General features: G+C 62.4%; 18 protein-coding genes. 11 read left to right on the top strand and 7 right to left on the bottom strand.

The window, feature by feature from the left end; genetic code table 11:
- Positions 1–111: 111 nt before the first annotated feature.
- Positions 112–1,296 carry a response regulator gene (locus P8Y64_05960; protein ID MEJ2060019.1) on the top strand — a complete coding sequence of 395 codons (1,185 nt, stop codon included), beginning with the start codon at positions 112–114 and terminating at the stop codon, positions 1,294–1,296.
- 367 nt (positions 1,297–1,663) lie between these two features.
- On the opposite strand, the gene P8Y64_05955 is transcribed toward P8Y64_05960, so the two are convergent.
- Entirely contained in the window at positions 1,664–2,083 is a 420-nt protein-coding gene (locus P8Y64_05955; protein MEJ2060018.1) for a hypothetical protein, read from the bottom strand.
- 94 nt (positions 2,084–2,177) lie between these two features.
- Between P8Y64_05955 and P8Y64_05950 the strand changes: the two genes are divergently transcribed.
- Together P8Y64_05950 and P8Y64_05945 are read left to right on the top strand one after the other, a co-directional pair.
- Entirely contained in the window at positions 2,178–3,326 is a 1,149-nt protein-coding gene (locus tag P8Y64_05950; protein MEJ2060017.1) for an MFS transporter, read from the top strand.
- Between the two features lie 18 nt (positions 3,327–3,344).
- Positions 3,345–3,563, top strand: coding sequence for a hypothetical protein (locus tag P8Y64_05945; protein MEJ2060016.1), 219 nt, complete (start codon positions 3,345–3,347; stop codon positions 3,561–3,563).
- On the opposite strand, the gene P8Y64_05940 is transcribed toward P8Y64_05945, so the two are convergent.
- A complete protein-coding gene (locus P8Y64_05940; GenBank protein ID MEJ2060015.1) occupies positions 3,560–4,750 on the bottom strand; it encodes a hypothetical protein in 1,191 nt (396 codons plus the stop codon). The two genes, P8Y64_05945 and P8Y64_05940, sit on opposite strands and share 4 nt — an antisense overlap.
- Positions 4,751–4,873: 123 nt before the next feature.
- The gene (gene nadA, locus P8Y64_05935; protein ID MEJ2060014.1) at positions 4,874–5,929 is read right to left on the bottom strand and encodes a quinolinate synthase NadA; all 1,056 of its coding nucleotides are present in this window, start codon (positions 5,927–5,929) and stop codon (positions 4,874–4,876) included.
- Between the two features lie 119 nt (positions 5,930–6,048).
- Here nadA and P8Y64_05930 point away from each other — a divergent pair, with 119 nt between their 5' ends.
- Together P8Y64_05930 and P8Y64_05925 are read left to right on the top strand one after the other, a co-directional pair.
- Positions 6,049–6,480 carry a hypothetical protein gene (locus P8Y64_05930; protein ID MEJ2060013.1) on the top strand — a complete coding sequence of 144 codons (432 nt, stop codon included), beginning with the start codon at positions 6,049–6,051 and terminating at the stop codon, positions 6,478–6,480.
- Complete coding sequence (locus tag P8Y64_05925) at positions 6,480–6,992, top strand: protein disulfide oxidoreductase (GenBank protein ID MEJ2060012.1); 513 nt, start codon at positions 6,480–6,482, stop codon at positions 6,990–6,992. Before P8Y64_05930 ends, P8Y64_05925 begins: the two co-directional genes overlap by 1 nt.
- Here P8Y64_05925 and P8Y64_05920 read toward each other — a convergent pair.
- Positions 6,989–7,735: a ParA family protein gene (locus tag P8Y64_05920; GenBank protein MEJ2060011.1), complete on the bottom strand. Its 747-nt coding sequence runs from the start codon at positions 7,733–7,735 to the stop codon at positions 6,989–6,991. The two genes, P8Y64_05925 and P8Y64_05920, sit on opposite strands and share 4 nt — an antisense overlap.
- 126 nt (positions 7,736–7,861) lie before the next feature.
- Here P8Y64_05920 and P8Y64_05915 point away from each other — a divergent pair, with 126 nt between their 5' ends.
- From P8Y64_05915 to P8Y64_05905, 3 genes are all read left to right on the top strand, one after another.
- On the top strand, positions 7,862–9,676 hold the full coding sequence (locus P8Y64_05915; protein MEJ2060010.1) for a long-chain fatty acid--CoA ligase: 1,815 nt from the start codon (positions 7,862–7,864) through the stop codon (positions 9,674–9,676).
- Positions 9,673–10,086 (top strand): acyl-CoA thioesterase, encoded by a 414-nt coding sequence (locus P8Y64_05910; protein ID MEJ2060009.1) that lies wholly within the window; start codon positions 9,673–9,675, stop codon positions 10,084–10,086. Before P8Y64_05915 ends, P8Y64_05910 begins: the two co-directional genes overlap by 4 nt.
- A gap of 67 nt (positions 10,087–10,153) precedes the next feature.
- Complete coding sequence (locus P8Y64_05905; GenBank protein ID MEJ2060008.1) at positions 10,154–11,545, top strand: outer membrane protein transport protein; 1,392 nt, start codon at positions 10,154–10,156, stop codon at positions 11,543–11,545.
- Between the two features lie 57 nt (positions 11,546–11,602).
- On the opposite strand, the gene P8Y64_05900 is transcribed toward P8Y64_05905, so the two are convergent.
- Positions 11,603–12,106, bottom strand: a complete 504-nt coding sequence (locus tag P8Y64_05900) for a hypothetical protein (protein ID MEJ2060007.1) — start codon at positions 12,104–12,106, stop codon at positions 11,603–11,605.
- An 84-nt stretch (positions 12,107–12,190) separates the two neighbouring features.
- On the opposite strand from P8Y64_05900, the gene P8Y64_05895 reads away from it, so the two are divergent.
- Positions 12,191–13,204, top strand: a complete 1,014-nt coding sequence (locus P8Y64_05895) for an acryloyl-CoA reductase (GenBank protein MEJ2060006.1) — start codon at positions 12,191–12,193, stop codon at positions 13,202–13,204.
- A 53-nt stretch (positions 13,205–13,257) separates the two neighbouring features.
- Positions 13,258–13,548 carry a hypothetical protein gene (locus P8Y64_05890; GenBank protein MEJ2060005.1) on the top strand — a complete coding sequence of 97 codons (291 nt, stop codon included), beginning with the start codon at positions 13,258–13,260 and terminating at the stop codon, positions 13,546–13,548.
- Positions 13,549–14,331: 783 nt separating this feature from the next.
- Here the strand turns inward: P8Y64_05890 and P8Y64_05885 are convergent.
- Positions 14,332–17,010, bottom strand: a complete 2,679-nt coding sequence (locus P8Y64_05885) for a bifunctional acetate--CoA ligase family protein/GNAT family N-acetyltransferase (protein ID MEJ2060004.1) — start codon at positions 17,008–17,010, stop codon at positions 14,332–14,334.
- Between the two features lie 131 nt (positions 17,011–17,141).
- On the opposite strand from P8Y64_05885, the gene P8Y64_05880 reads away from it, so the two are divergent.
- Positions 17,142–18,062: a histone deacetylase family protein gene (locus tag P8Y64_05880; GenBank protein MEJ2060003.1), complete on the top strand. Its 921-nt coding sequence runs from the start codon at positions 17,142–17,144 to the stop codon at positions 18,060–18,062.
- A 12-nt stretch (positions 18,063–18,074) separates the two neighbouring features.
- On the opposite strand, the gene P8Y64_05875 is transcribed toward P8Y64_05880, so the two are convergent.
- Positions 18,075–18,653, bottom strand: coding sequence for a thioredoxin family protein (locus tag P8Y64_05875; protein MEJ2060002.1), 579 nt, complete (start codon positions 18,651–18,653; stop codon positions 18,075–18,077).
- Positions 18,654–18,717 lie beyond the last annotated feature (64 nt).

The following is an 18,717-nucleotide window of genomic DNA, read 5'->3' as shown; positions in this document are numbered from 1 at the left end:
GGTTTGGGTGTGCAAATCCGGTCCGCGGACTATGTCGGGATAGGTCCTTAAACGGGGTCTGTGATATATAAGGCGGACCTGTCTCCCGTTCGAACCGCCAGGAGGGGCCGGATGGAGCTGACCCAGACCCAGATCACAATCGAAAAGCCGCGCATCCTCATCGTCGATGACTCGCGGGTCATGCGAAAGTCGATGCGCCGCCTGCTGTCCCACGACTTCGATGTCGTGGAGGCGGATGATGGCGACGTGGCCTGGGACATGATCCAGAAGGACAACGGCATTCAGGTGGTCTTTTCCGACCTGATGATGCCGCGTGTCAACGGGTTTCAGCTGTTGCGCAATATCCGGGAATCGATCCACAACCGGATCAGCCACCTGCCGGTGATCATCATTACCGGCCACAACGACGATGAGAAGATGCATCGTCAGGCGATGTCGCTGGGCGCGACGGACTTCATCACCAAGCCGTTCGATTCGCTGCACCTCAAGGCGCGCGCGCGTTCGGCGGTCAAATTCCAGGACACCAACCGCAAGCTGGCGCAGGCCCAGCACACCCTGGAGAAGCAGTCCACCATCGACCCGCTGACCGGGCTGCCCAACCTGCGCTACTTCACGCAGCATGGGCCGGAGATGCTGTCCTTCGCCATCCGTCACGGCTCGCCGATTTCCATCATCCGCTTCAACGTCGACAAATACGACGTGCTGTATCAGAAAAAGGGCAAGGAACTGGCGGAGCGGGTGCTGATCAACATCAGCAAGATCATTTCCGGCACGGTGCGCGAGGAGGACACGGCCGCCCGCGTCGGTCTCGCCAAGTTCGCGGTGCTGATGCCCGGCGCGGATGAGGATTCGGCGGTCAACGTCGCCGCGCGCGTGCACCAGATCATGCTCAAGACCGGCTACCGGGTCGGCAATACGCGCTTTCGCATGACCATCAGCGCGGGTCTGGTAACGCCGCAGCTCACCCACGACCTGCAGTTCGACGAGGTGCTCAAAATCGCCGAGGCGCGCCTGGCCAAGGCCATCGCCACCGGCGGCAACCGCGTCATCACCAATGCCGAGCAGGAGACACCCCAGACCGAAACCAAGCCGGCGGTTGCTCCCGAGCCGCAGAACCTGCTTTCCGTTGAGGAGGCGCTGGTCCTGCTCAAGGCCGGCGAGACCCGCAAGGTCGACGAACAGGTCCGCTCCCTGATGTTGCGCACCTACCCTTTGCTGGTGTTCGCCAACAAGAAGCTCGGTTTGGGGCTGGAGAGCAATCTGCTGCAGATCAAGGAGAAACTGCAGCGGCATTGATGGAGAGTAAGGCGTGAGAAGTGAGGGGTGAGGCGAAAAGACACTGCCATCTCCTCACGCCGAATGTCCCCGTCGGCTGCGCCCGGAACGCCCCGCAGTGGACTGACCAGGAGCCGTCAGGGCGCGTGAGGGATCACGCGCGTCGCCCGTCAGGCCAAGACGGCCTGTCGGGCGACGTCCGGTCAGACCGCGGGGTGTGCAGGTAAAGCGCGGCCGTGGGGTGTCGTTTCTTTTGGTTCGTTTTCTTTGGACAAGCAAAGAAAATGAACTCGCGCATTGTGACAACGGTCAGTTAGAAACGCTCACCCGATAATGCGCGAAACGGTTCCCCATACCTACCTAACTCGGGAACCAAAACCCAGCCATCTCAATCGTCCTCATCCACCCTGGAAAGCATCCGCATACCACCCACCATGCATTCCACACGGTGTTTGAGGCGTGCATAAAGCCGGTCGGGATTTGTCTCGTCAGGTTCGACGTCCCACACCTTGCTCCGGGTCGTGGCGGGCAGTGGCCCGATGGTTTTCAGATCGTCTTCCGTAAAGGCCACCACCAGATCGGCCCATTCCAGCAGCTCGGGTGCGAGCGCAAGGCAACGCCCGGGGCTCGATTCATCTTTTTCGGCGAGCAGTTGTCCTATTTCCAACGGCACGGGTTTAGGGTCGATGCCGGCGGCACGCCCTTCCAGCCAGTCGGCGCCCACGCCGCCGGCCAGCGCGGCCGCCAGCACGGGGCGGGCACGACAGTGCCGGGAGACGAACAGGACTCTCGCTTTGCGTTTGTACATGGTCGGGCGGGTCTTGTCGGGAGCAACCGTGTTTGCGGTGGGTGTTTGCCTTGCCGAGGGTCCGATAGACTACGCATAAAGCAGAGACGAATCCATGAGCACGACCTCCCAAGCCTTGAGCGCACCGCATCCGGCCCGATTGAGCCTGATGAGCTGGGCGCATTTCCTCAATGACGGCGCGGCGAATTTTTTGCCGGGCATTCTGCCTGCGATTCTGTTGGGCCTCAGTCTGCCGGTAAAGCTGGCGGGGCCGCTGATGGGTGCCCTGCTGGTCGGACAGGCGCTGCAGCCGTTCATGGGCTGGCTGGCCGATCACCACGGTGGGCGGCTGTTCGTGTTGCTCGGCTTGGCGGGCAGCACGCTGGGGGCCGCCCTGGTGGGCTGGGCGCCTGGCTTCTGGCCGCTGGTCGGTATCCTGGTGCTGATCGGGATTGCGAATTCGATGTTCCATCCCCAGGCGATGGCCGGTGTGCGTTCCCTGGCGGTGCAACGGGACGGGGCCGCCATGTCGGTATTCCTGGTGGGCGGCGAGATCGGTCGCGGCCTGTGGCCGGTGCTCGCAAGCTGGGTTGTGGTGCACTGGGGACTGCACATGCTGTGGATACTGGCGATTCCCGGGCTGTTGACCCTGCCCGTGCTTTGGCAGGCCACACCCCAGCTGGCGGCGCGCAATCGGCATGAAAACCCGATCCAATGGCGTGCCCATCTCAGCCCTTTCAGCCGATTGGTGACCTACTGTGCATTGCGGGCATTGGTCATCTTCAGCGTGGTTACGTTTATTCCGCTGGTCTGGCACGAAAAGGGCGGATCGCTGGTCGAGGGCGCGTCGCTGATCGCCACGATGCTGGTGGTCGGGATCATCGGCAATGTCGGCGGCGGGCAGCTCGCCGACCGTTATGGCAGGCAGGTGGTGGTGCGGATCGCCAGTGTGGCGTTCGCTCTGCTGTTGCCGGCTTTTTTGCTGTCTTCAGGCTGGATGGCGTACGCGGTGCTCGGATTGCTGGGCATCGGACTGTTCTCCACGCTTCCGCTTACCGTGCTGATCGGGCAGGACATCGTGCCGGAGAACCGATCGCTGGGTTCGGGCATTGCGCTGGGACTGGGGAATGCGTTGGGTGCGGTGGGTGTCATGCTGCTGGGGCCGCTTGCCCAGGCGCAGGGTGCCGAGGCGCCGCTCTGGGCGGCGGTCGTCTGCGGGTTCATCGCCATCCCGTTTGCGTTCTGGCTGCCTAAACATGGTTGACGGGCGGGAGAGATGGGTATGAAACCCCTTGATCAATACACGCTGGCCGAGCTCAAGCTGATCTACCGGTTGCTGCACGATCAGTTGGCTCAGGAACCGGCCCTGATGGATTCCGAATTGCTTGAGGATCTGCAGCGTTACCTGCAGGGACGGGCCGGCGAAGACGGCGTCGACGTTTCTCTGCACGCCCAGTGGGCGGCGTGGCTGAACGAGGGCGTGAAACTGCGCGGGCTTTAGCCGCGGCTGCCGAAACGGCTGTTCTTCTTGAGTTCGCTGAGCAGCACGCCTTCCAGGGCGTCGAGATCCTCGATCTTGATCTGTGCGACATCGCTCAGGAAGGCGGTCGCCTGGTTTCGCTTCTTGGCGAAGTAGTCGAGGATGAACTGCTCGGACAGCAGCAGGTATTGAATGGCCTGTTTGGCGTCGATCTGCAGGAAGGGGTTGCGGGCGATCTGGCGCGCGCCCCGTTCCTGGCCGACGCAGTAGCGGTCCAGCAGGTTGTAGAGCGCCAGGCGGGCGAGGTTGAGGGTGCGTCCCACCCGCTCACGGGTGTAAGGGTGCACACTGACGTCGACGATGGTGTCCAGCCAGTGCGTGAGGTCGTTTTCGGAAATGGCGACCTCGCGCGCCTTTTGCTCGTTGATGAGCGTCTCGATCTTGAGCCGGATCTCGCGGGCCTCGTCGTCGGCCTTTTTCTTGTTCATCGTGCGCCGCCACACGGTCTGTGTCTTTTCCAACTCGGCCCGCATGGCCTCGGCTTCGTGAAACAGGTTTCTGGCCTCTTCCTCGTGTTGTTCGGCAATGGCGGCGAGTTTGCGCATCTGGATCGCGTTGATGTTCAGCCGCAGCAGGTAGAACTCGGCGAGCAGGCGTTCGATGCGCTCCGACTGATTGTGGAGATGCCTGATCGCGGGGGTGAAGACATCACGATCCTCGCGGTGTTTCTGCAGGGTGGATTCGAGCAGTCGCGACAGCCGCGTAATGCGGGTGTTTTCGGAGCGTACGTCCATGAGCAGGCTGCCCAGGTGGCGCACGTTGGTCGACAGCAGATCCTGATGTTTTTGTTCGTCGCTTTTGCCGTATTCCTGGAACAGAGCGGCGAGATCCAGCACCTTGTTCTTGAACACCCGGATACTGGCCGGCAGTCCCTTCATGCGAGACTGGTCGAGGGCGTCCATGATCTCGTCACCGTACTTGCCCTGCATCGTCAGGCGCCGGTTGAGATGGTAGGAGTTGGAAGCGAGGATCAGGCCTTCCAGGGCGGCGCGCGAATACAGAGGCGCCTCCTCGGTAAAATCGGCCGGGATATTCTCGGGCAGCTTTTCCGGCGGGAGTTTGGCCAGTTCTTCGGGGCTGAGCGTGAAGACCAGCTTTCTGAAAACCTCCAGCGGAATCTGCGGTTTTTCGGCAGTATCCTTGGACATGAGATGGTCCGTTACACCATCGCGACCTTGCAGCTTAGGAATGTGGGCAGGCGCATGTCAACGATGCCGTTCACACTTTTGTGACGAACGGTGTCATATCGGCGGTCAGAGCTGACAAACGGTCTATTTCAGGGTGGCGGCGAAATCCAGCATCCGCTGGGTGGAGCGCAGGGCCTTGACGCGGATTTCTTCGTCGACATGAATCTCGTTGTGACCGGTTTTCAGGGTTTCGAGCAGGTTGTGCAGGCCGTTCATGGCCATCCAGGGGCAGTGCGCACAGCTGATGCAGGTGGCGCCCTTGCCCATGGTCGGGGCGGCGATCAGTGTCTTGCCGGGAGCCGCCTGCTGCATCTTGTAGAAAATGCCGTAGTCAGTGGCCACGATGAAACTGCTGTTGGGCAGGGTGTGGGCGGCCTTGATGAGTTGTGAGGTCGAACCCACGGCATCGGCCATGTCGATGACGTCCTCCGGCGATTCGGGATGAACCAGGACGGCCGCCTCCGGATGCTCCGCCTTCAGCTCCTCGAGCGCACGGGCCTTGAACTCCTCGTGCACGATGCAGGCGCCGTCCCAGATCACCATGTCGGCACCTGACTGGCGGCGGATGTAGTGTCCCAGGTGGCGGTCGGGGGCCCACAGGATCTTTTCGCCGCGGTCGCGCAGATGCTCGACCAGTTTGACGGCGATGCTGGAGGTGACCACGTAGTCCGCGCGGGCTTTCACTTCGGCGCTGGTATTCGAGTACACCACCACCGTACGGTCGGGGTGGGCGTCGCAGAACGGTGCGAATTCCTCGATGGGGCAGCCCAGGTCCAGCGAGCACTCGGCCTCCAGCGTGGGCATGAGGACGCGTTTCTCGGGAGAGAGGATCTTGGCCGTTTCGCCCATGAAGCGTACGCCGGCCACGACCAGGGTGTCGGCAGGGTGTTCCTTGCCGAAGCGGGCCATGTCCAGGGAGTCGGAGACGTACCCGCCGGTTTCGTCCGCCAGTTCCTGCAGCTCCGCATCGGTGTAGTAGTGCGCGATCAGCACCGCGTTCTGCTCCTTGAGCAGTTGCTTGATGCGCTGCTTCACATCGGCACGCTCGGCATCGGTGTAATGCGGCTTGGCCGCCTCCACCGCGTCGGTGTGAGGATAGGCCTTCAGAATTTCCACGTGCTGTGCTGAGTTCATGCTCATATTCTAATTTTAGTTGAGAGCGGGCGGTAGTGCGGGATATCCCCTTTTAAATCAAGGGATTCGCGTAGTGATAGAATGCGCGGCCGTATATTCTCAGCCGCTTGTGCGATGTCGAAGCGATGGACGTCCTACTGAAGGAATACAAACAGATTCCCATCGAAGAGCGTATGGACATGGCCTTGTCCGCCGATCTCGATCCGCGCTGGCGCCCTTGTCTGGTACGCGATCAGCATGCCCAGGTGAAGGCCTATTTTTCGCGCCGGGCGGACCTGAGCGCGGAAGAAGTGGCCATCCTGCTCGACGACCCGAACCAGACGGTACGCCTGAATTGCGCAAAGCGCGAGGACCTGACGCCCGAGCAGGTCGAGCGCTGTGTCAATGACCGCGATCCCAACCTGCGTTATTTCATTGCCAGGAATGTGCTGCTGACCGAGACGCAGCGCAACCGCCTGCTCGATGACCCGGACGAACTGGTGGTGCGGGCGGCGCGCAAGGGGCCGAAGCCGCGTTCCACGCGGGCGCGTCCGGGACAGGCGCTGATGATCCGCTGATGAAGCCACGTACGCGGAAGCTGCTGTGGCTGGCGGCGGAGGTCCTGGTCGTGGCGGGCGTTTATTTCGGTATTCAGGCCTGGCGCACGCGGACCCTGCCGGTCGGCCCCGCGCCATCTTTCAACGTCGAAACCCTGGCGGGCCAGCGGCTCAGTCTGGATGATTACCGCGGGCGGGCGGTGCTGGTGCACTTCTGGGCGACCTGGTGCCCGGTCTGCCACCTGGAACAGCCCAATATTACGGCGGTGGCCCGTGACTGGCCGGTGATTACGGTGGCCATGCAGTCCGGCGACGCCAAACACGTCCGGCAGTATCTCAAAAAACACGGGCTGGGCTGGACGGTTATCGTGGACGAGTCCGGCGAGCTGTCGCGGCGGTTCGGCGTGCAGGCGGTGCCCACGGACTTCGTCATCGGCCCGCAGGGAACGATCCGCTTCGCGGAGCTGGGTTACAGCACGACATGGGGATTGCGGGCGCGGCTCTGGTGGGCGGCGCATGCCGCATCGGATTAAAGCGCCAGCAGGGACCGGGCCTCCTGCCACAGGGCCTCATAGGCCTGGCCGGCCGGTGATTTGGGTGCAAAGGCAGGCAGCGGCGCACGTTCCACACCCATGCGTTCCACCACCGCGCTGTAGGGGACGGTAGTGTGCAGCAGGGTCTTGATGCGGCCCGGTAAGGTTTCGAGCATCTGGCGATGCAGTTGGCGGCGCCGGTCGACCATGGTCAAAAACGGATACAGTTTGATGCGGCGGAGTTTTTGTTTGGCCAGTTGGGCGATGACCTGCTCGTAGGCGCGCAGTGCGAGCGGGCTGGGCAGTAACGGCATCAGCAGGACGTCGGCGGCGTGAAAGACGTTCATCGCCAGGTTGGAGAGGCTCGGCGGACAATCGAAGATCACCAACGCATACTCCTCCGCCAGCGGTTCGAGCAGTTGCTGCAGGCGTTCGTGTTTTTCGGACTGGCCGGCAAGCAGGCGGTCGAGATGACGGCCGGACAGGTTGGCGGGAATCAGGTCCAGGCGCTCGTAGGCGGTGGGGGTGATGAATTCGCCGACCGGATGTGCGCCCTCGAACAGTTTTTTTGCATGCTTTTTGCGCTGCGGTTCGCCCTGGTACAGCCAACTGGCGGCGCCCTGAGGGTCGAGGTCCCACAACAACGTGCGATGTCCCGCGTGCGCGGCGAGCCAGGCCAGATTGACCGCGGCAGTGGTTTTGCCGACGCCGCCTTTCAGGTTGAAAAGCCCCACAGTTTGCATAGTCGTGTTTCGTGTTCTGAAAAAGGGCTGGGGCGCAGGCTATAGTTACAATATGATGACGTCTGGCGACAGATTCACACTGTCTCGGCTACAACAATAACTTAAATGATTCATAGGGTGGAGTGAATGACAACCGGTGCGACCATCTCGCCGGAGCAGGCGGTAACCCTGGCCGGGTTGTTTCGTGAACGGGTACATCAGACACCGGATGCGATCGCATATCGGCAGTACGATATCGGTCGGTGCGAGTGGACGCGAACCACCTGGCGCGAAATGGCCAACGAGGTGGGTGACTGGCAGGCGGCGATGTTGCGTGAGGGGCTTAAGCCCGGCGATCGCGTCGGCATCATGTTGCGCAATTCCCGTGAATGGATCGCTTTTGATCAGGCCGCGCTGGGTCTGGGATTGGTCACGGTACCCCTGTACACCGAGGACCGCCCCGAGAATGCGGCCTACATCATCAATGACGCGAATATCCGACTGCTGCTGGTGGAAGGCAAGCGCCAGTGGCAGCAGCTGCAGACCGTAAAGGATGAAATCCAGGGTCTTGAACGCATTATCAGCGTCAATACCATCGAAGAGGAAGACGGGCCCGCGGACGGTCGTCTCGAATCGCTGAGCGCATGGCTGTTCGGTGTGCGCGGCGATCTGCAGGCCGGCGAGAGCGACGCGGACGACCTCGCCACCATCGTCTACACCTCCGGGACCACCGGCCGACCCAAGGGGGTCATGCTGAGTCACCACAACATACTCAGCAATGCCTATGCCTCCAGCCGCTGTGCACCCATGTCGATGGAAGACGTGATGCTTTCCTTCCTGCCGTTGTCGCATACCCTGGAGCGCACCGCCGGTTACTACATGGCGATGATGGTCGGTATCCAGGTGGCTTATGCCCGTTCCATCCCGCAGTTGGGTGAGGATCTCCAGGCGATCCGTCCCACCATCCTGGTATCGGTACCGCGGATTTACGAACGGGTTTACGGACGTATTCTCGACGGTCTGAAGAAAAAGTCCCCCTTGGCGCAACGCCTGTTCAGGCGTGCGGTAGCGGTCGGTTGGCGGCGCTTTCAACATCACCAGGGGCGCGCCGGCTGGCATCCCTCGCTTCTGACCTGGCCGCTGCTGGAAAAAGCGGTCGCGCACAAGATTCTTTCACGACTGGGCGGGCGCATGCGGCTCGCCATCTGCGGCGGTGCGGCGATGCCGCCCGAAGTGGCGAAGGTCTTTATCGGGCTCGGCCTGCCGCTGTTCCAGGGATACGGCATGACCGAGTGCAGTCCGGTGGCAAGCGTGAATCACCCCGATGACAATATTCCCGAAAGTATCGGCCTCGCCCTGGAGGGCGTGGAGGTCAAGGTGGGCGAGCGTGACGAACTTCTGGTGCGCGGGCCCAATGTCATGCTCGGTTACTGGAACAACGAGCAGGCAACCAAGGAAGCCGTCGATGCGGACGGCTGGCTGCATACCGGCGATCAGGCGCGCATCGATGAGGGCGGGCATATCTACATCATCGGCCGATTGAAGGAGATCATCGTGCTGGCCAACGGTGAGAAGGTGCCGCCGGCAGACATGGAAATGGCCATCACCATGGATCCGTTGTTCGAGCAGGTCATGATTATCGGTGAGGGGAAGCCGTATCTCAGCGCTCTTGTCGTGCTTGACGAAGATCACTGGAAGGAATTCGCAGCCGGGCTGGATGTGGATTCGCACGGGGCGGCCAGCTTGAGCGACAAATATGTTGAAAAGGCCGTTCTGCATCGCATCGCTCAGGCGATAGATGATTTTCCCGGCTACGCTCAGGTCCGTCGCGTGACGCTTTCACTCACGCCCTGGAGCATCGAGGACGGCCTGCTGACACCGACCATGAAAATGAAGCGGGCGCGTATCGAAAACAAATATCACGAAGCCATAGAGTGCATGTATGAAGGGCATTGTGCATGAATCCTGAGAACGGCGTCGTGGACGGGCGCGCCCCGGTGATGCGCGTGCCGGCGACGCCGCAGGCCGCCAACGCCGGCGGCGATATTTTCGGTGGCTGGCTGATGGGGCAGATCGACATCGCCGGCAGCATCCCGGCGGTCCTGCTTGCCAAGGGGCGCGTGGTGACGGCGGCCGTGAACTACATCAACTTTCGCAAGCCGCTGTACATCGGCGACATGGTGAATCTCTATGCCGAGGTAAGCCGTGTGGGACACACCTCGATTGGCATCAATGTCGAGGTGATTGCGCAGCGCCATCGCGACGGCGAGATTGAGACGGTGGCTGTGGCCGATGCGGGTTTGACCTATGTGGCCGTGGATGCCGACGGCAAACCACGCCCTGTGCCCGAGAGATTACACCCGGCAGGGTAGCCGGTGTTGTTTCGGTGAGAATGGAGCAAAACAACAACAGATCCATTAGAGCTAGAGGAGACGAGTGATGAATACGCATCGAAAAAAGATTTCGGCAGCCCTGCTCGGGTTCGCTCTCGCAGGCGCCGGAGGCATGGCCCATGCGTCGGGCTTTGCGCTTACCGAGCAAAGCGCCAGTGGGTTGGGCACTGCCTTTGCCGGCATGGGTGCGATCACCGGCGATCCCAGCGGCATGTATTACAACCCGGCCACCCTGTCGGCGATGGACGGCAGCGGCATGACGGTGGGGGTGCATGTCATTCAGCCCAGTGCGAAGTTGAGCGATGCTTCGGCGACGGCCACGACAGGTAATGTGCCGTATGCCACTGCCGGCAATAACGGCGGAGACGGGGGCGTCACCGGCTATGTGCCGAACTTTTATTACACGCGTCCACTGGCCGGAAACGTAACCTTCGGTTTCGGGATCAATGCACCCTTCGGTCTGGCGACCAAATACAACAAGGACTGGATCGGCCGCTACCACGCCATCGATTCCGAGATGTATACCCTGAATCTCAATCCGGCGTTGTCGTTCAAGCTCAGTGACCGCTGGGCGTTCGGTATCGGTCTGAATGCGCAGTACATCGACGCCAAGCTGTCGCAGGCCGCCGATTCCTACCTGACCTGTGCGGGTCTGTATAACCAGAATACAAGCTACTGTAATCCCGGGGCCTTGACGGCAGCGCCCGGCTATCAACCGCAGGACAGCTACGCCACGATCAAGGGCGATTCCTGGGGTTACGGCATGAACTTCGGGTTCCTGTATCGTCCGTCGGACCGTACCACGATCGGCTTCGGTTACCGCTCCACGGTGATCCAGAACCTGAGCGGCACGGCTACCTTCGATCGCTCGGCCGCATTCAATAATGCGATGTCGGCTTCCCCGCTGAACAGCCAGTTCTTCGTAAATCAGAGCGTCGATGCCGCCATCACCCTGCCCGATTCCGCCTCCTTGAGCTGGGTGCAGTTACTTTCACCCGACTGGACGTTGATGACCGACCTGACCTGGACGGGTTGGAGTCACTTCAAGGAACTGGTGGTGGATTACGCCAACTTTCCTTATCAGCCCAGCACCACGACTACCGAGGATTGGAAGGACACCTGGCGTGTGTCCGCCGGCGCGACCTACCGTGTGAACGGCCAATGGAAGCTGCGAGGCGGGCTCGCCTATGACCAGACGCCGATACCCAACGCGGAACACCGCACGCCACGCATCCCGGGCAATGACCGCACCTGGATCGCGTTGGGCGCCAACTGGGCCTGGAACCGCCGTTCCTCGCTGGACGTAGGCTATGCGCATCTGTTCGTGCCGAATACGAAGATCAATAACACGACCGAGACCGGTGCAAACCAGACCCTCACGGGTACCTACAAATCCAGCGTGGATATCCTCAGCGCGCAGTACAACATGAAGTTCTGAGCCCTAGGCGCAAGACCTGTCGGGTTTGTTGGATGCCGGGCCGAGTGCCCGGCATTTTTATGCCGAATCGTCCAGCAGGGCGCGCAGTGTGTCGATCCGTGCCTGATGTGCCGACCATACGGCGGACGGTACGCCAGACGGCGAATCTAGGTAGAGAAGCCGGGCGGGAATGAGCTCGGGTAGAGGAAGGCGCTCTTTGAGTGCGAGCGCATCGTTTTCTTCGGCAAACATCATCAGTTGTGCGACCGGACCCAGGCCGATGCAGAGCGCCCCGATCACGCCGACATCCGAGCGGCCGCCGCGCAGTTCGAGCCTGATCAGGGTACCCAGCAGGTCATGTGCGGTGTCTCTGCAGGCCAGGCAGACCTCGAACTCGGTCTGCAGATCGAACTGCTGGAGGGTCTGGGCGATGGAAGCATCCGGTAGTATCCATTCCGACGCGAGAACCGGATGGCGATTGAGTTGTCCGTTCGGAAGCAGCCTGGGGACATCGCGTCCGCAGCTCGGGCATCGCCAACGGGCAACGCTGGGGCCTTGCAGGACGGAAGCAGGGTGATGCATCGATGTCGGATGTTTCATACTTGGATATAGACACACTAGAGCGCGCGGAATTCGAGCGCAAGTTCAGATAGGGGAGATGTGTACATGGCCGGCAATACCTTTCCCGCGTTCCGGATTTACAGCGACAAACAGGGTCACCGTGCGGGATTGGAACAGCTCGCCCTGACCGATCTATCGCCGGGCGAGGTTGTGATCGAGGCGCATTATTCCTCGGTGAACTACAAGGATGCGCTGGCCGGTACGGGGCGCGGTCGGATCTTGCGCACCTCCCCGCTGGTGGGAGGGATCGACGTGGCCGGCGTGGTACACAGCTCCGAGGTCTCCGGCCTCAAGCCGGGGGATGCAGTGGTCGTCACGGGCTGCGGCCTGAGCGAGACGCGTGACGGCGGCTACAGCGGCTTGGTGCGAGTGCCGGCTGAGGCTGTCGTCCCCCTGCCGGAGGGGCTGACGCCGTTCGATGCCATGGCGCTGGGGACGGCCGGTTTTACCGCCGCGCTGGCCGTGCAGCGCCTGCAGGACAACCACCTCGTCCCCGAGCTTGGGCCGGTTCTGGTGACGGGGGCGACCGGCGGCGTGGGCGGTTTCGCGCTCGCCATGCTCAAAAAACAGGGATGCGAAACCGTGGCGCTCACCGGCAAGCCCGGACTGCACGATTGGTTGAAACAAATCGGTGCCGACGAGCTGCTGGACCGCCGCAGCCTGGAATTGGGCGAGCGACCGCTGGAAAAGGCCGCCTGGGGCGGTGCGGTCGATACCCTTGGTGGAGAGTACCTGGCCTGGCTGACGCGTACGGTACGGCCATGGGGCAGTATTGCCAGCATCGGACTGGCCGCCGGCCATGAGCTGCATACCACGGTGATGCCGTTCATCCTGCGCGGGGTGAGCCTGGTCGGCATCAATTCGGTCGATTGTCCGCGCCCGCTGCGATTGGCGATCTGGCAACGTCTGGCCGGCGATCTGCGCATCACGGATTTCGCGCCCTTCGTGAGCGGCGTCATCGGCATGCAGGATCTGCCCTCGACGTTCGAGCGCATGCTGGCGGGAGAAACCCACGGACGTTATGTCGTGGAACTGCCGGGGGCGACTGGCGCGCCGTGAAGCACTCGTCGCCTGCGGTTCGTGTGCAACCCCTGGCGCCCGATCGTCTGGCCATGGCGGGTGAGTTGAATGCACAAAATGCGGCGCCCGCGCTGGCATCGCTGCACGCGACGGCCGCAGAGAGTGATGTGCTGACGCTCGAGCTGCTGGATCTCGATGTCGAGGATGCCAGGGCGTTGGGTTTGCTGGTCGATTGTTTGCGCGTCATGTCGATGAATCGTGCCCACCTGGTTTTGTTGCATGCCCCGCAGGTGCTCGCGCATGTGCTTTACCGGACTGCGCTGCTCGAGGGGGATGCGCGCATCGAGCTGGTCGATCCGCGAGAGGAAGAGCCGTATGGGTGATTGGGGTTTTCGGTTAGATGGCTTTGAGGCCCTGTTTCGCACGCTAACGCGCTGGGATTTTCTTATCTAACACCTATTGTGGCGTGCGAGTCCCTTTCTTTGTTCGCCCAAAGAAAGGGACGAAAGAAATGCGCCCCCACCGCCTTGGCCCTGCGGGCTACCCTCACAACCGCCGGCTTGCGACGGGCACGGTTCAACGCACCTTCCCTGGTGCGATGAACCTCAGCCCGGCGTCCCTGCCGGACTGACCCTGCAAGCCATCGGTCGCTCGGCAAGGTGGGACGGGGGAAGGAAAAAACAGTGCTGCGTGCAGAGTACTGAGGACTGAGTGAGCGTCTAGAGCGGTTTTTTACTCAGCACTTCGCACTCAGGGCTCGGCACCTGTCTTTAATCCCCGTCGGCCACGCCCGGAACGCCCCGCATTGGACTGACCAGGAGCCGTCAGGGCGCGTGAAGGATCACGCGCGTCTTTCGCAGGCCAGGGACGGCCTGTCGAAAGACCTCGGGTCAGACCGCGGGGTGTGAAGGTGATGTGCAGGGGCGCACGAATGCCGACGCGCCAGGAAGGCAGTGTGTCGGCATAGCGTGGCCGTGGGGCGCCCTTTCTTCCGCCGGGTTCTTTGGGCGAGCAAAGAACCCGGCTCGCGCATTACTACAAGAGCTAATTAGAAACACGCATCCATGAATGCGCGAAACCATTCCACATGCCTATCTAACTGCATTCAAAACAAACGGTACAGGGCTGCACACCTGTCGAATACAACACAACCCACACCTCACCCACTACAACCTGGCAGACACAATCTGAATCTGCGGATCATCCGGGCTGGGGCGGCTGGTGAAGCCGAGGGAATGAACGAGTTCCAGCATGTTGCGATTGTTGCTCAATACCTCGCCCTCCATGGTCTGAAGACTGCGGGCGCGGGCGACCTGCATGAGTTTTTCCATCAGGTGAGTGCCGATGCCGCGATGGTGCCACGAGTCGAGGACGACCAGGGCGAATTCGCAACTCGCCCGGTCGGGGTTGATGGTGTAGCGGGCCACGCCCAGCTCGACCTCGCGGCCGTCGATTTCGGTGACGGCGATGAAGGCCATTTCGCGCGAGTAATCGATCTGCGTGAAACGCACCAGCATTTCGGGCGTCAGTTCGTGCAGGGCCTGCATGAACCGGAAGTAGCGCGACTCGTCCGACAGTTCCTTGACGAAGGTTTGTTCGATGCCTGCGTCTTCGGGGCGGATGGGGCGCAATACGATCTCGGTGCCGTCCGGCAGCTGCCACCGGCTGACCAGGTGGCTGGGATAGGGGTGGATGGCGATATGGTCGTAACGGTCGTGATGCCGGGCCGGCAGCTCGACCACGATGCGCGCATCCACCGCCATTACGCCCTGGTCGTCGGCCATCAGCGGATTGATGTCCAGTTCCTTGATGTGCGGCAGCTCGCAGACCATCTCAGAGATGCGCTCCAGGACGCTTTCCAGGGCACCCATGTTGATCGCGGGCAGTTGGCGGAATTCGCCCAGCATGCGCGCGACGCGGGTACGGCCGATCATGCTGCGGATGATGAAGGTGTTGAGCGGCGGCAGTGCGACGGCGCGGTCGCGGTGCACCTCGATCGCAGTGCCGCCCAGGCCGAAACTGATGGTGGGGCCGAATACCGGATCGCGCATCACCCCGATGAACAGCTCGCGGGCCTGTGCGCTTTCGTACATGTGTTCCACGGTCACGCCGTGCACCCGGGCATCGGGGGCGCGGCGTTGTACGTTTTCCATCAGCGCCTGATAGGCGCCGCGGACGGCCGGTGCATTGCCGATGTTGAGCCGCACGCCGCCGACATCGGATTTGTGGGTGAGATCGGGGGAGTCGATCTTGAGCGCGACCGGGAAGCCCAGTGCCTCGGCGGCGATCAGGGCGTCGTTGGCGTCCTTGGCCTGGATGGCCGGCAGAATCGGGATATGGAAGGCGCTCAGGATGGCGCGTGTCTCGGTGGTGCTGAGCAGGCTGCGGCTCTCACTGAGTGCGCTTTCGATGATCAGCCGAGCGCCTTCGATGTCGGGTGCGGCATGGCCGTGCAGCGGCGGTGGAACCTGGCGCAACAGGGCCTGGTTGTGGTGATAGTTGCTCAGAAACGAAAAGGCCTCGATGGAGTCCTCGGGGGTACTGAACGAAGGGATATGGTGTTCGGCGAACAGCGCGCGCGCGTCGGCTACCTGCGCTTCGCCCAGCCAGCAGGCGAGCACCGGTTTGCGGTGGTCCTTGGCGGCATCGACGACCGCTTGGGCGGCCTCGGTGGGTTCCGTCATGGCCTGGGGGCTGAGCATGGCCACGACCCCGTCGTAGGCCGGATCGTCCAGGCAGGCCTTTACCGCACGGCCATAGCGATCGGGCGGCGCATCCCCGAGGATGTCGATGGGGTTGCCGTGCGACCAGTGTTTGGGAAGCAGGGCGTTGAGGGCCTCAATGCTGTTTTTCGATGGATCGGGCAGTGCGACGCCCATTTCCGACGCACGGTCGCTGGCCATGACGCCCGGTCCGCCGCCGTTGGTGACGATGGCAAGCCGGTTGTGACGCACCGGCTTGTTGACGGTAAGGATCTCCGCCGCGGCAAAGAGCTGGGCGACGCTGGCTGCCCGCACGGCACCGGTGCGTTCCAGTGCCGCATCGAAGACGTCGTCCGCGCCGATCAGGGCGCCTGTGTGCGACACGGCGGCGCGCGTCCCCGCGGCATGGCGTCCTGCCTTGATGACGATGACCGGTTTGAGGCGGGCGGCGGCGCGCAGGCCGCTGATGAAGCCGCGCGCATCCAGCACGCCTTCGATGTAGAGCAGGATGCTGCGCGTGTCGGGATCGAGCGCCAGATAATCCAGTACGTCGCCGAAATCGAGGTCGGCCGCGTCGCCCAGGGAGACGATGGCGGAAAAACCGATATCGTTCTGTTCCGCCCAGTCCAGGACGGCGGTACACAGGGCGCCGGATTGCGAGACCAGTGCGAGATGCCCGGGGTGTGCGCGGTTTTTGCTGAAGGTGGCGTTGAGGCCGATTTCCGGGCGCATGATGCCCAGGCAGTTGGGGCCCAGGACGCGCATGCCGTATCGGCGCGCGCCCTCGATCAGCGCCTCCTGAAGCTGGTGGCCCTGTTCGCCGACTTCGCCGAAGCCTGCGGAAATGACGACCACGGCGCGCACCCCCGCCTCGCCGCACTGGTGAATGATCTTCGGCACGGTGGGTGCCGGTGTGGCGATGACCGCCAGGTCGACCGGTTTGTTGATCGACGCTACGTCGGGATAGCAGCGTTGCTCCAGCACGCGTTTGTGCTTGGGGTTCACCGGGTAGACCGCGCCTTGATACTCGGCTTCCCTGAGGTTGACCAGTACGCGCATGCCCACCGAGTCCGGGCGTTCGCTGGCGCCGATGACGGCGATGGATTCGGGCGAAAACAGTCTGCTCAGGTAATGCGGTCCCATCAGGATTCCCTCAGCTCGGTCGGCGGTGGCATGCTGGCATTGTTACATTGCGCGGGCGAGAATGAAGCGGTCCGTTCCATGAATTGACTCCATCGGCCATTGGAAGCTTAAGCCATGTGGATGTTCCCGACATGACGCTCGCACTTATTACCCACCCAGCCTGCCGGCTTCACGATATGGGGATCGATCATCCCGAGCAACCCGCGCGGCTGGACGCCATCAACGACCAGCTCATCGCCTCGGGTCTGGACATGCTGTTGCGCCACGAAACCGCGCCGGCGGCTACCCGCGAGCAGCTCGAGCGGGTGCATACTCCGGCGTACGTGCAGTCCATTTTCGAGGCCTCGCCCCTGGAAGGCCGCGCATGGCTGGATCCCGATACCCGGATGAGCCCCGAGTCGTTGGATGCCGCGCTGCACGCTGCGGGCGCTGTGGTATACGGGGTCGATCTGGTCATGCGCGGCGACGTCCGCCATGCCTTCTGCATGGTGCGTCCGCCCGGTCACCATGCCACGCGGGACAGCTCGATGGGGTTCTGCATCTTCAACAACGTGGCGGTGGGTGCCGCGCATGCCTTGGCGGTGTACGGGTTGCAGCGGGTCGCGATCGTCGATTTCGACGTGCATCACGGCAACGGGACGGAGGATATTTTCCGCGACGATCCGCGCGTGCTGTACTGCTCCACCTTTCAGCATCCGTTTTACCCCTACCAGGGCGCGGACAGCGGCAACGAACACATCATCAATGTCCCCCTGCCGGCGGGCAGCAACGGCGTGGTGTTCCGCGAGGCGGTCGAGCGGCACTGGGTGCCGGCGCTGGAGGATTTCGGGCCCGAGTTGATCCTGATTTCGGCCGGCTTCGACGCCCATGTGGAAGACGATATGTCCGCCCTGCGCCTGGTGGAGGGCGATTACCAGCGGGTTACGCAGATGCTGGTGGAGATGGCCGCGCGCTGTGCGCACGGCCGCATCGTCTCGGTCCTGGAGGGCGGTTACGCCTTGTCCGCGCTGGGGCGCAGCGTGGCCGCCCACCTCAATGCGCTGCTCGATTAGACGGGCGACGGCTCAGCCGTAGTAATCCGGCTCGTTGCCGGGCTTCCATTTGATATTGCAGCCCAGGCTGGGTTTCTGGTCCTGAGGAACCGGCGTGCCGGACAGCAGCGCCTCGGATGCCACGCGCAGGTCCTCGCCGGTGACGGGAACATCGCTGCCCGGGCGGGCGGCGTCGAACTGGCCGCGATAGACCAGCCTGTGGTCGGCATCGAACAGGAAGAAGTCCGGTGTGCAGGCGGCGCGATAGGCCTTGGCCACTTCCTGCGTCGGGTCGCTGAGATAGGGGAAGGTGTAGCCGAAACGCCGTGCCTCGTCCTGCATCTTTTCCGGGCTGTCGTCCGGGTGGCTTTCCACGTCGTTGGATTGAATCGCCACCACCGCAAGCCCTTTTTGCTCGTATTCGCGCGCATAGCGGGCGAACTCGTGGCGGATCAGCTGCACGAACGGGCAATGGTTGCAGATGAAGGCCACCAGCAGGGGTTTGCCGGCGTAATCGGACAGCGAAACGGTGTTGCCGCTCACGGCATCCTGCAGGGAGAAATCGGGTGCAGACGTGCCCAGGTCGAGCATGGTCGAGGGAGTACGTGCCATGGATGTCGTCCTTTCGGTTTTTGCAGGCCGGTGATTATAGGGCGGCGGGTGTATCGGAGTTCAA

This window comes from Gammaproteobacteria bacterium (assembly GCA_037388465.1).
Taxonomy (GTDB): Bacteria; Pseudomonadota; Gammaproteobacteria; order SpSt-1174; family SpSt-1174; genus JARRKE01.
Note: the sequence above shows the minus strand (reverse complement) of the source record. Positions and strands in the feature narration are given on the sequence as shown.

Excerpts from the sequence above, each read along its gene's own strand:
- P8Y64_05960 (MEJ2060019.1), top strand. The coding sequence starts at position 112 with ATGGAGCTGACCCAGACCCAGATCACAATCGAAAAGCCGCGCATCCTC.
- P8Y64_05955 (MEJ2060018.1), bottom strand. The coding sequence starts at position 2,083 with ATGTACAAACGCAAAGCGAGAGTCCTGTTCGTCTCCCGGCACTGTCGT.
- P8Y64_05950 (MEJ2060017.1), top strand. The coding sequence starts at position 2,178 with ATGAGCACGACCTCCCAAGCCTTGAGCGCACCGCATCCGGCCCGATTG.
- P8Y64_05945 (MEJ2060016.1), top strand. The coding sequence starts at position 3,345 with ATGAAACCCCTTGATCAATACACGCTGGCCGAGCTCAAGCTGATCTAC.
- P8Y64_05940 (MEJ2060015.1), bottom strand. The coding sequence starts at position 4,750 with ATGTCCAAGGATACTGCCGAAAAACCGCAGATTCCGCTGGAGGTTTTC.
- nadA (MEJ2060014.1), bottom strand. The coding sequence starts at position 5,929 with ATGAGCATGAACTCAGCACAGCACGTGGAAATTCTGAAGGCCTATCCT.
- P8Y64_05930 (MEJ2060013.1), top strand. The coding sequence starts at position 6,049 with ATGGACGTCCTACTGAAGGAATACAAACAGATTCCCATCGAAGAGCGT.
- P8Y64_05925 (MEJ2060012.1), top strand. The coding sequence starts at position 6,480 with ATGAAGCCACGTACGCGGAAGCTGCTGTGGCTGGCGGCGGAGGTCCTG.
- P8Y64_05920 (MEJ2060011.1), bottom strand. The coding sequence starts at position 7,735 with ATGCAAACTGTGGGGCTTTTCAACCTGAAAGGCGGCGTCGGCAAAACC.
- P8Y64_05915 (MEJ2060010.1), top strand. The coding sequence starts at position 7,862 with ATGACAACCGGTGCGACCATCTCGCCGGAGCAGGCGGTAACCCTGGCC.
- P8Y64_05910 (MEJ2060009.1), top strand. The coding sequence starts at position 9,673 with ATGAATCCTGAGAACGGCGTCGTGGACGGGCGCGCCCCGGTGATGCGC.
- P8Y64_05905 (MEJ2060008.1), top strand. The coding sequence starts at position 10,154 with ATGAATACGCATCGAAAAAAGATTTCGGCAGCCCTGCTCGGGTTCGCT.
- P8Y64_05900 (MEJ2060007.1), bottom strand. The coding sequence starts at position 12,106 with ATGCATCACCCTGCTTCCGTCCTGCAAGGCCCCAGCGTTGCCCGTTGG.
- P8Y64_05895 (MEJ2060006.1), top strand. The coding sequence starts at position 12,191 with ATGGCCGGCAATACCTTTCCCGCGTTCCGGATTTACAGCGACAAACAG.
- P8Y64_05890 (MEJ2060005.1), top strand. The coding sequence starts at position 13,258 with ATGGCGGGTGAGTTGAATGCACAAAATGCGGCGCCCGCGCTGGCATCG.
- P8Y64_05885 (MEJ2060004.1), bottom strand. The coding sequence starts at position 17,010 with ATGGGACCGCATTACCTGAGCAGACTGTTTTCGCCCGAATCCATCGCC.
- P8Y64_05880 (MEJ2060003.1), top strand. The coding sequence starts at position 17,142 with ATGACGCTCGCACTTATTACCCACCCAGCCTGCCGGCTTCACGATATG.
- P8Y64_05875 (MEJ2060002.1), bottom strand. The coding sequence starts at position 18,653 with ATGGCACGTACTCCCTCGACCATGCTCGACCTGGGCACGTCTGCACCC.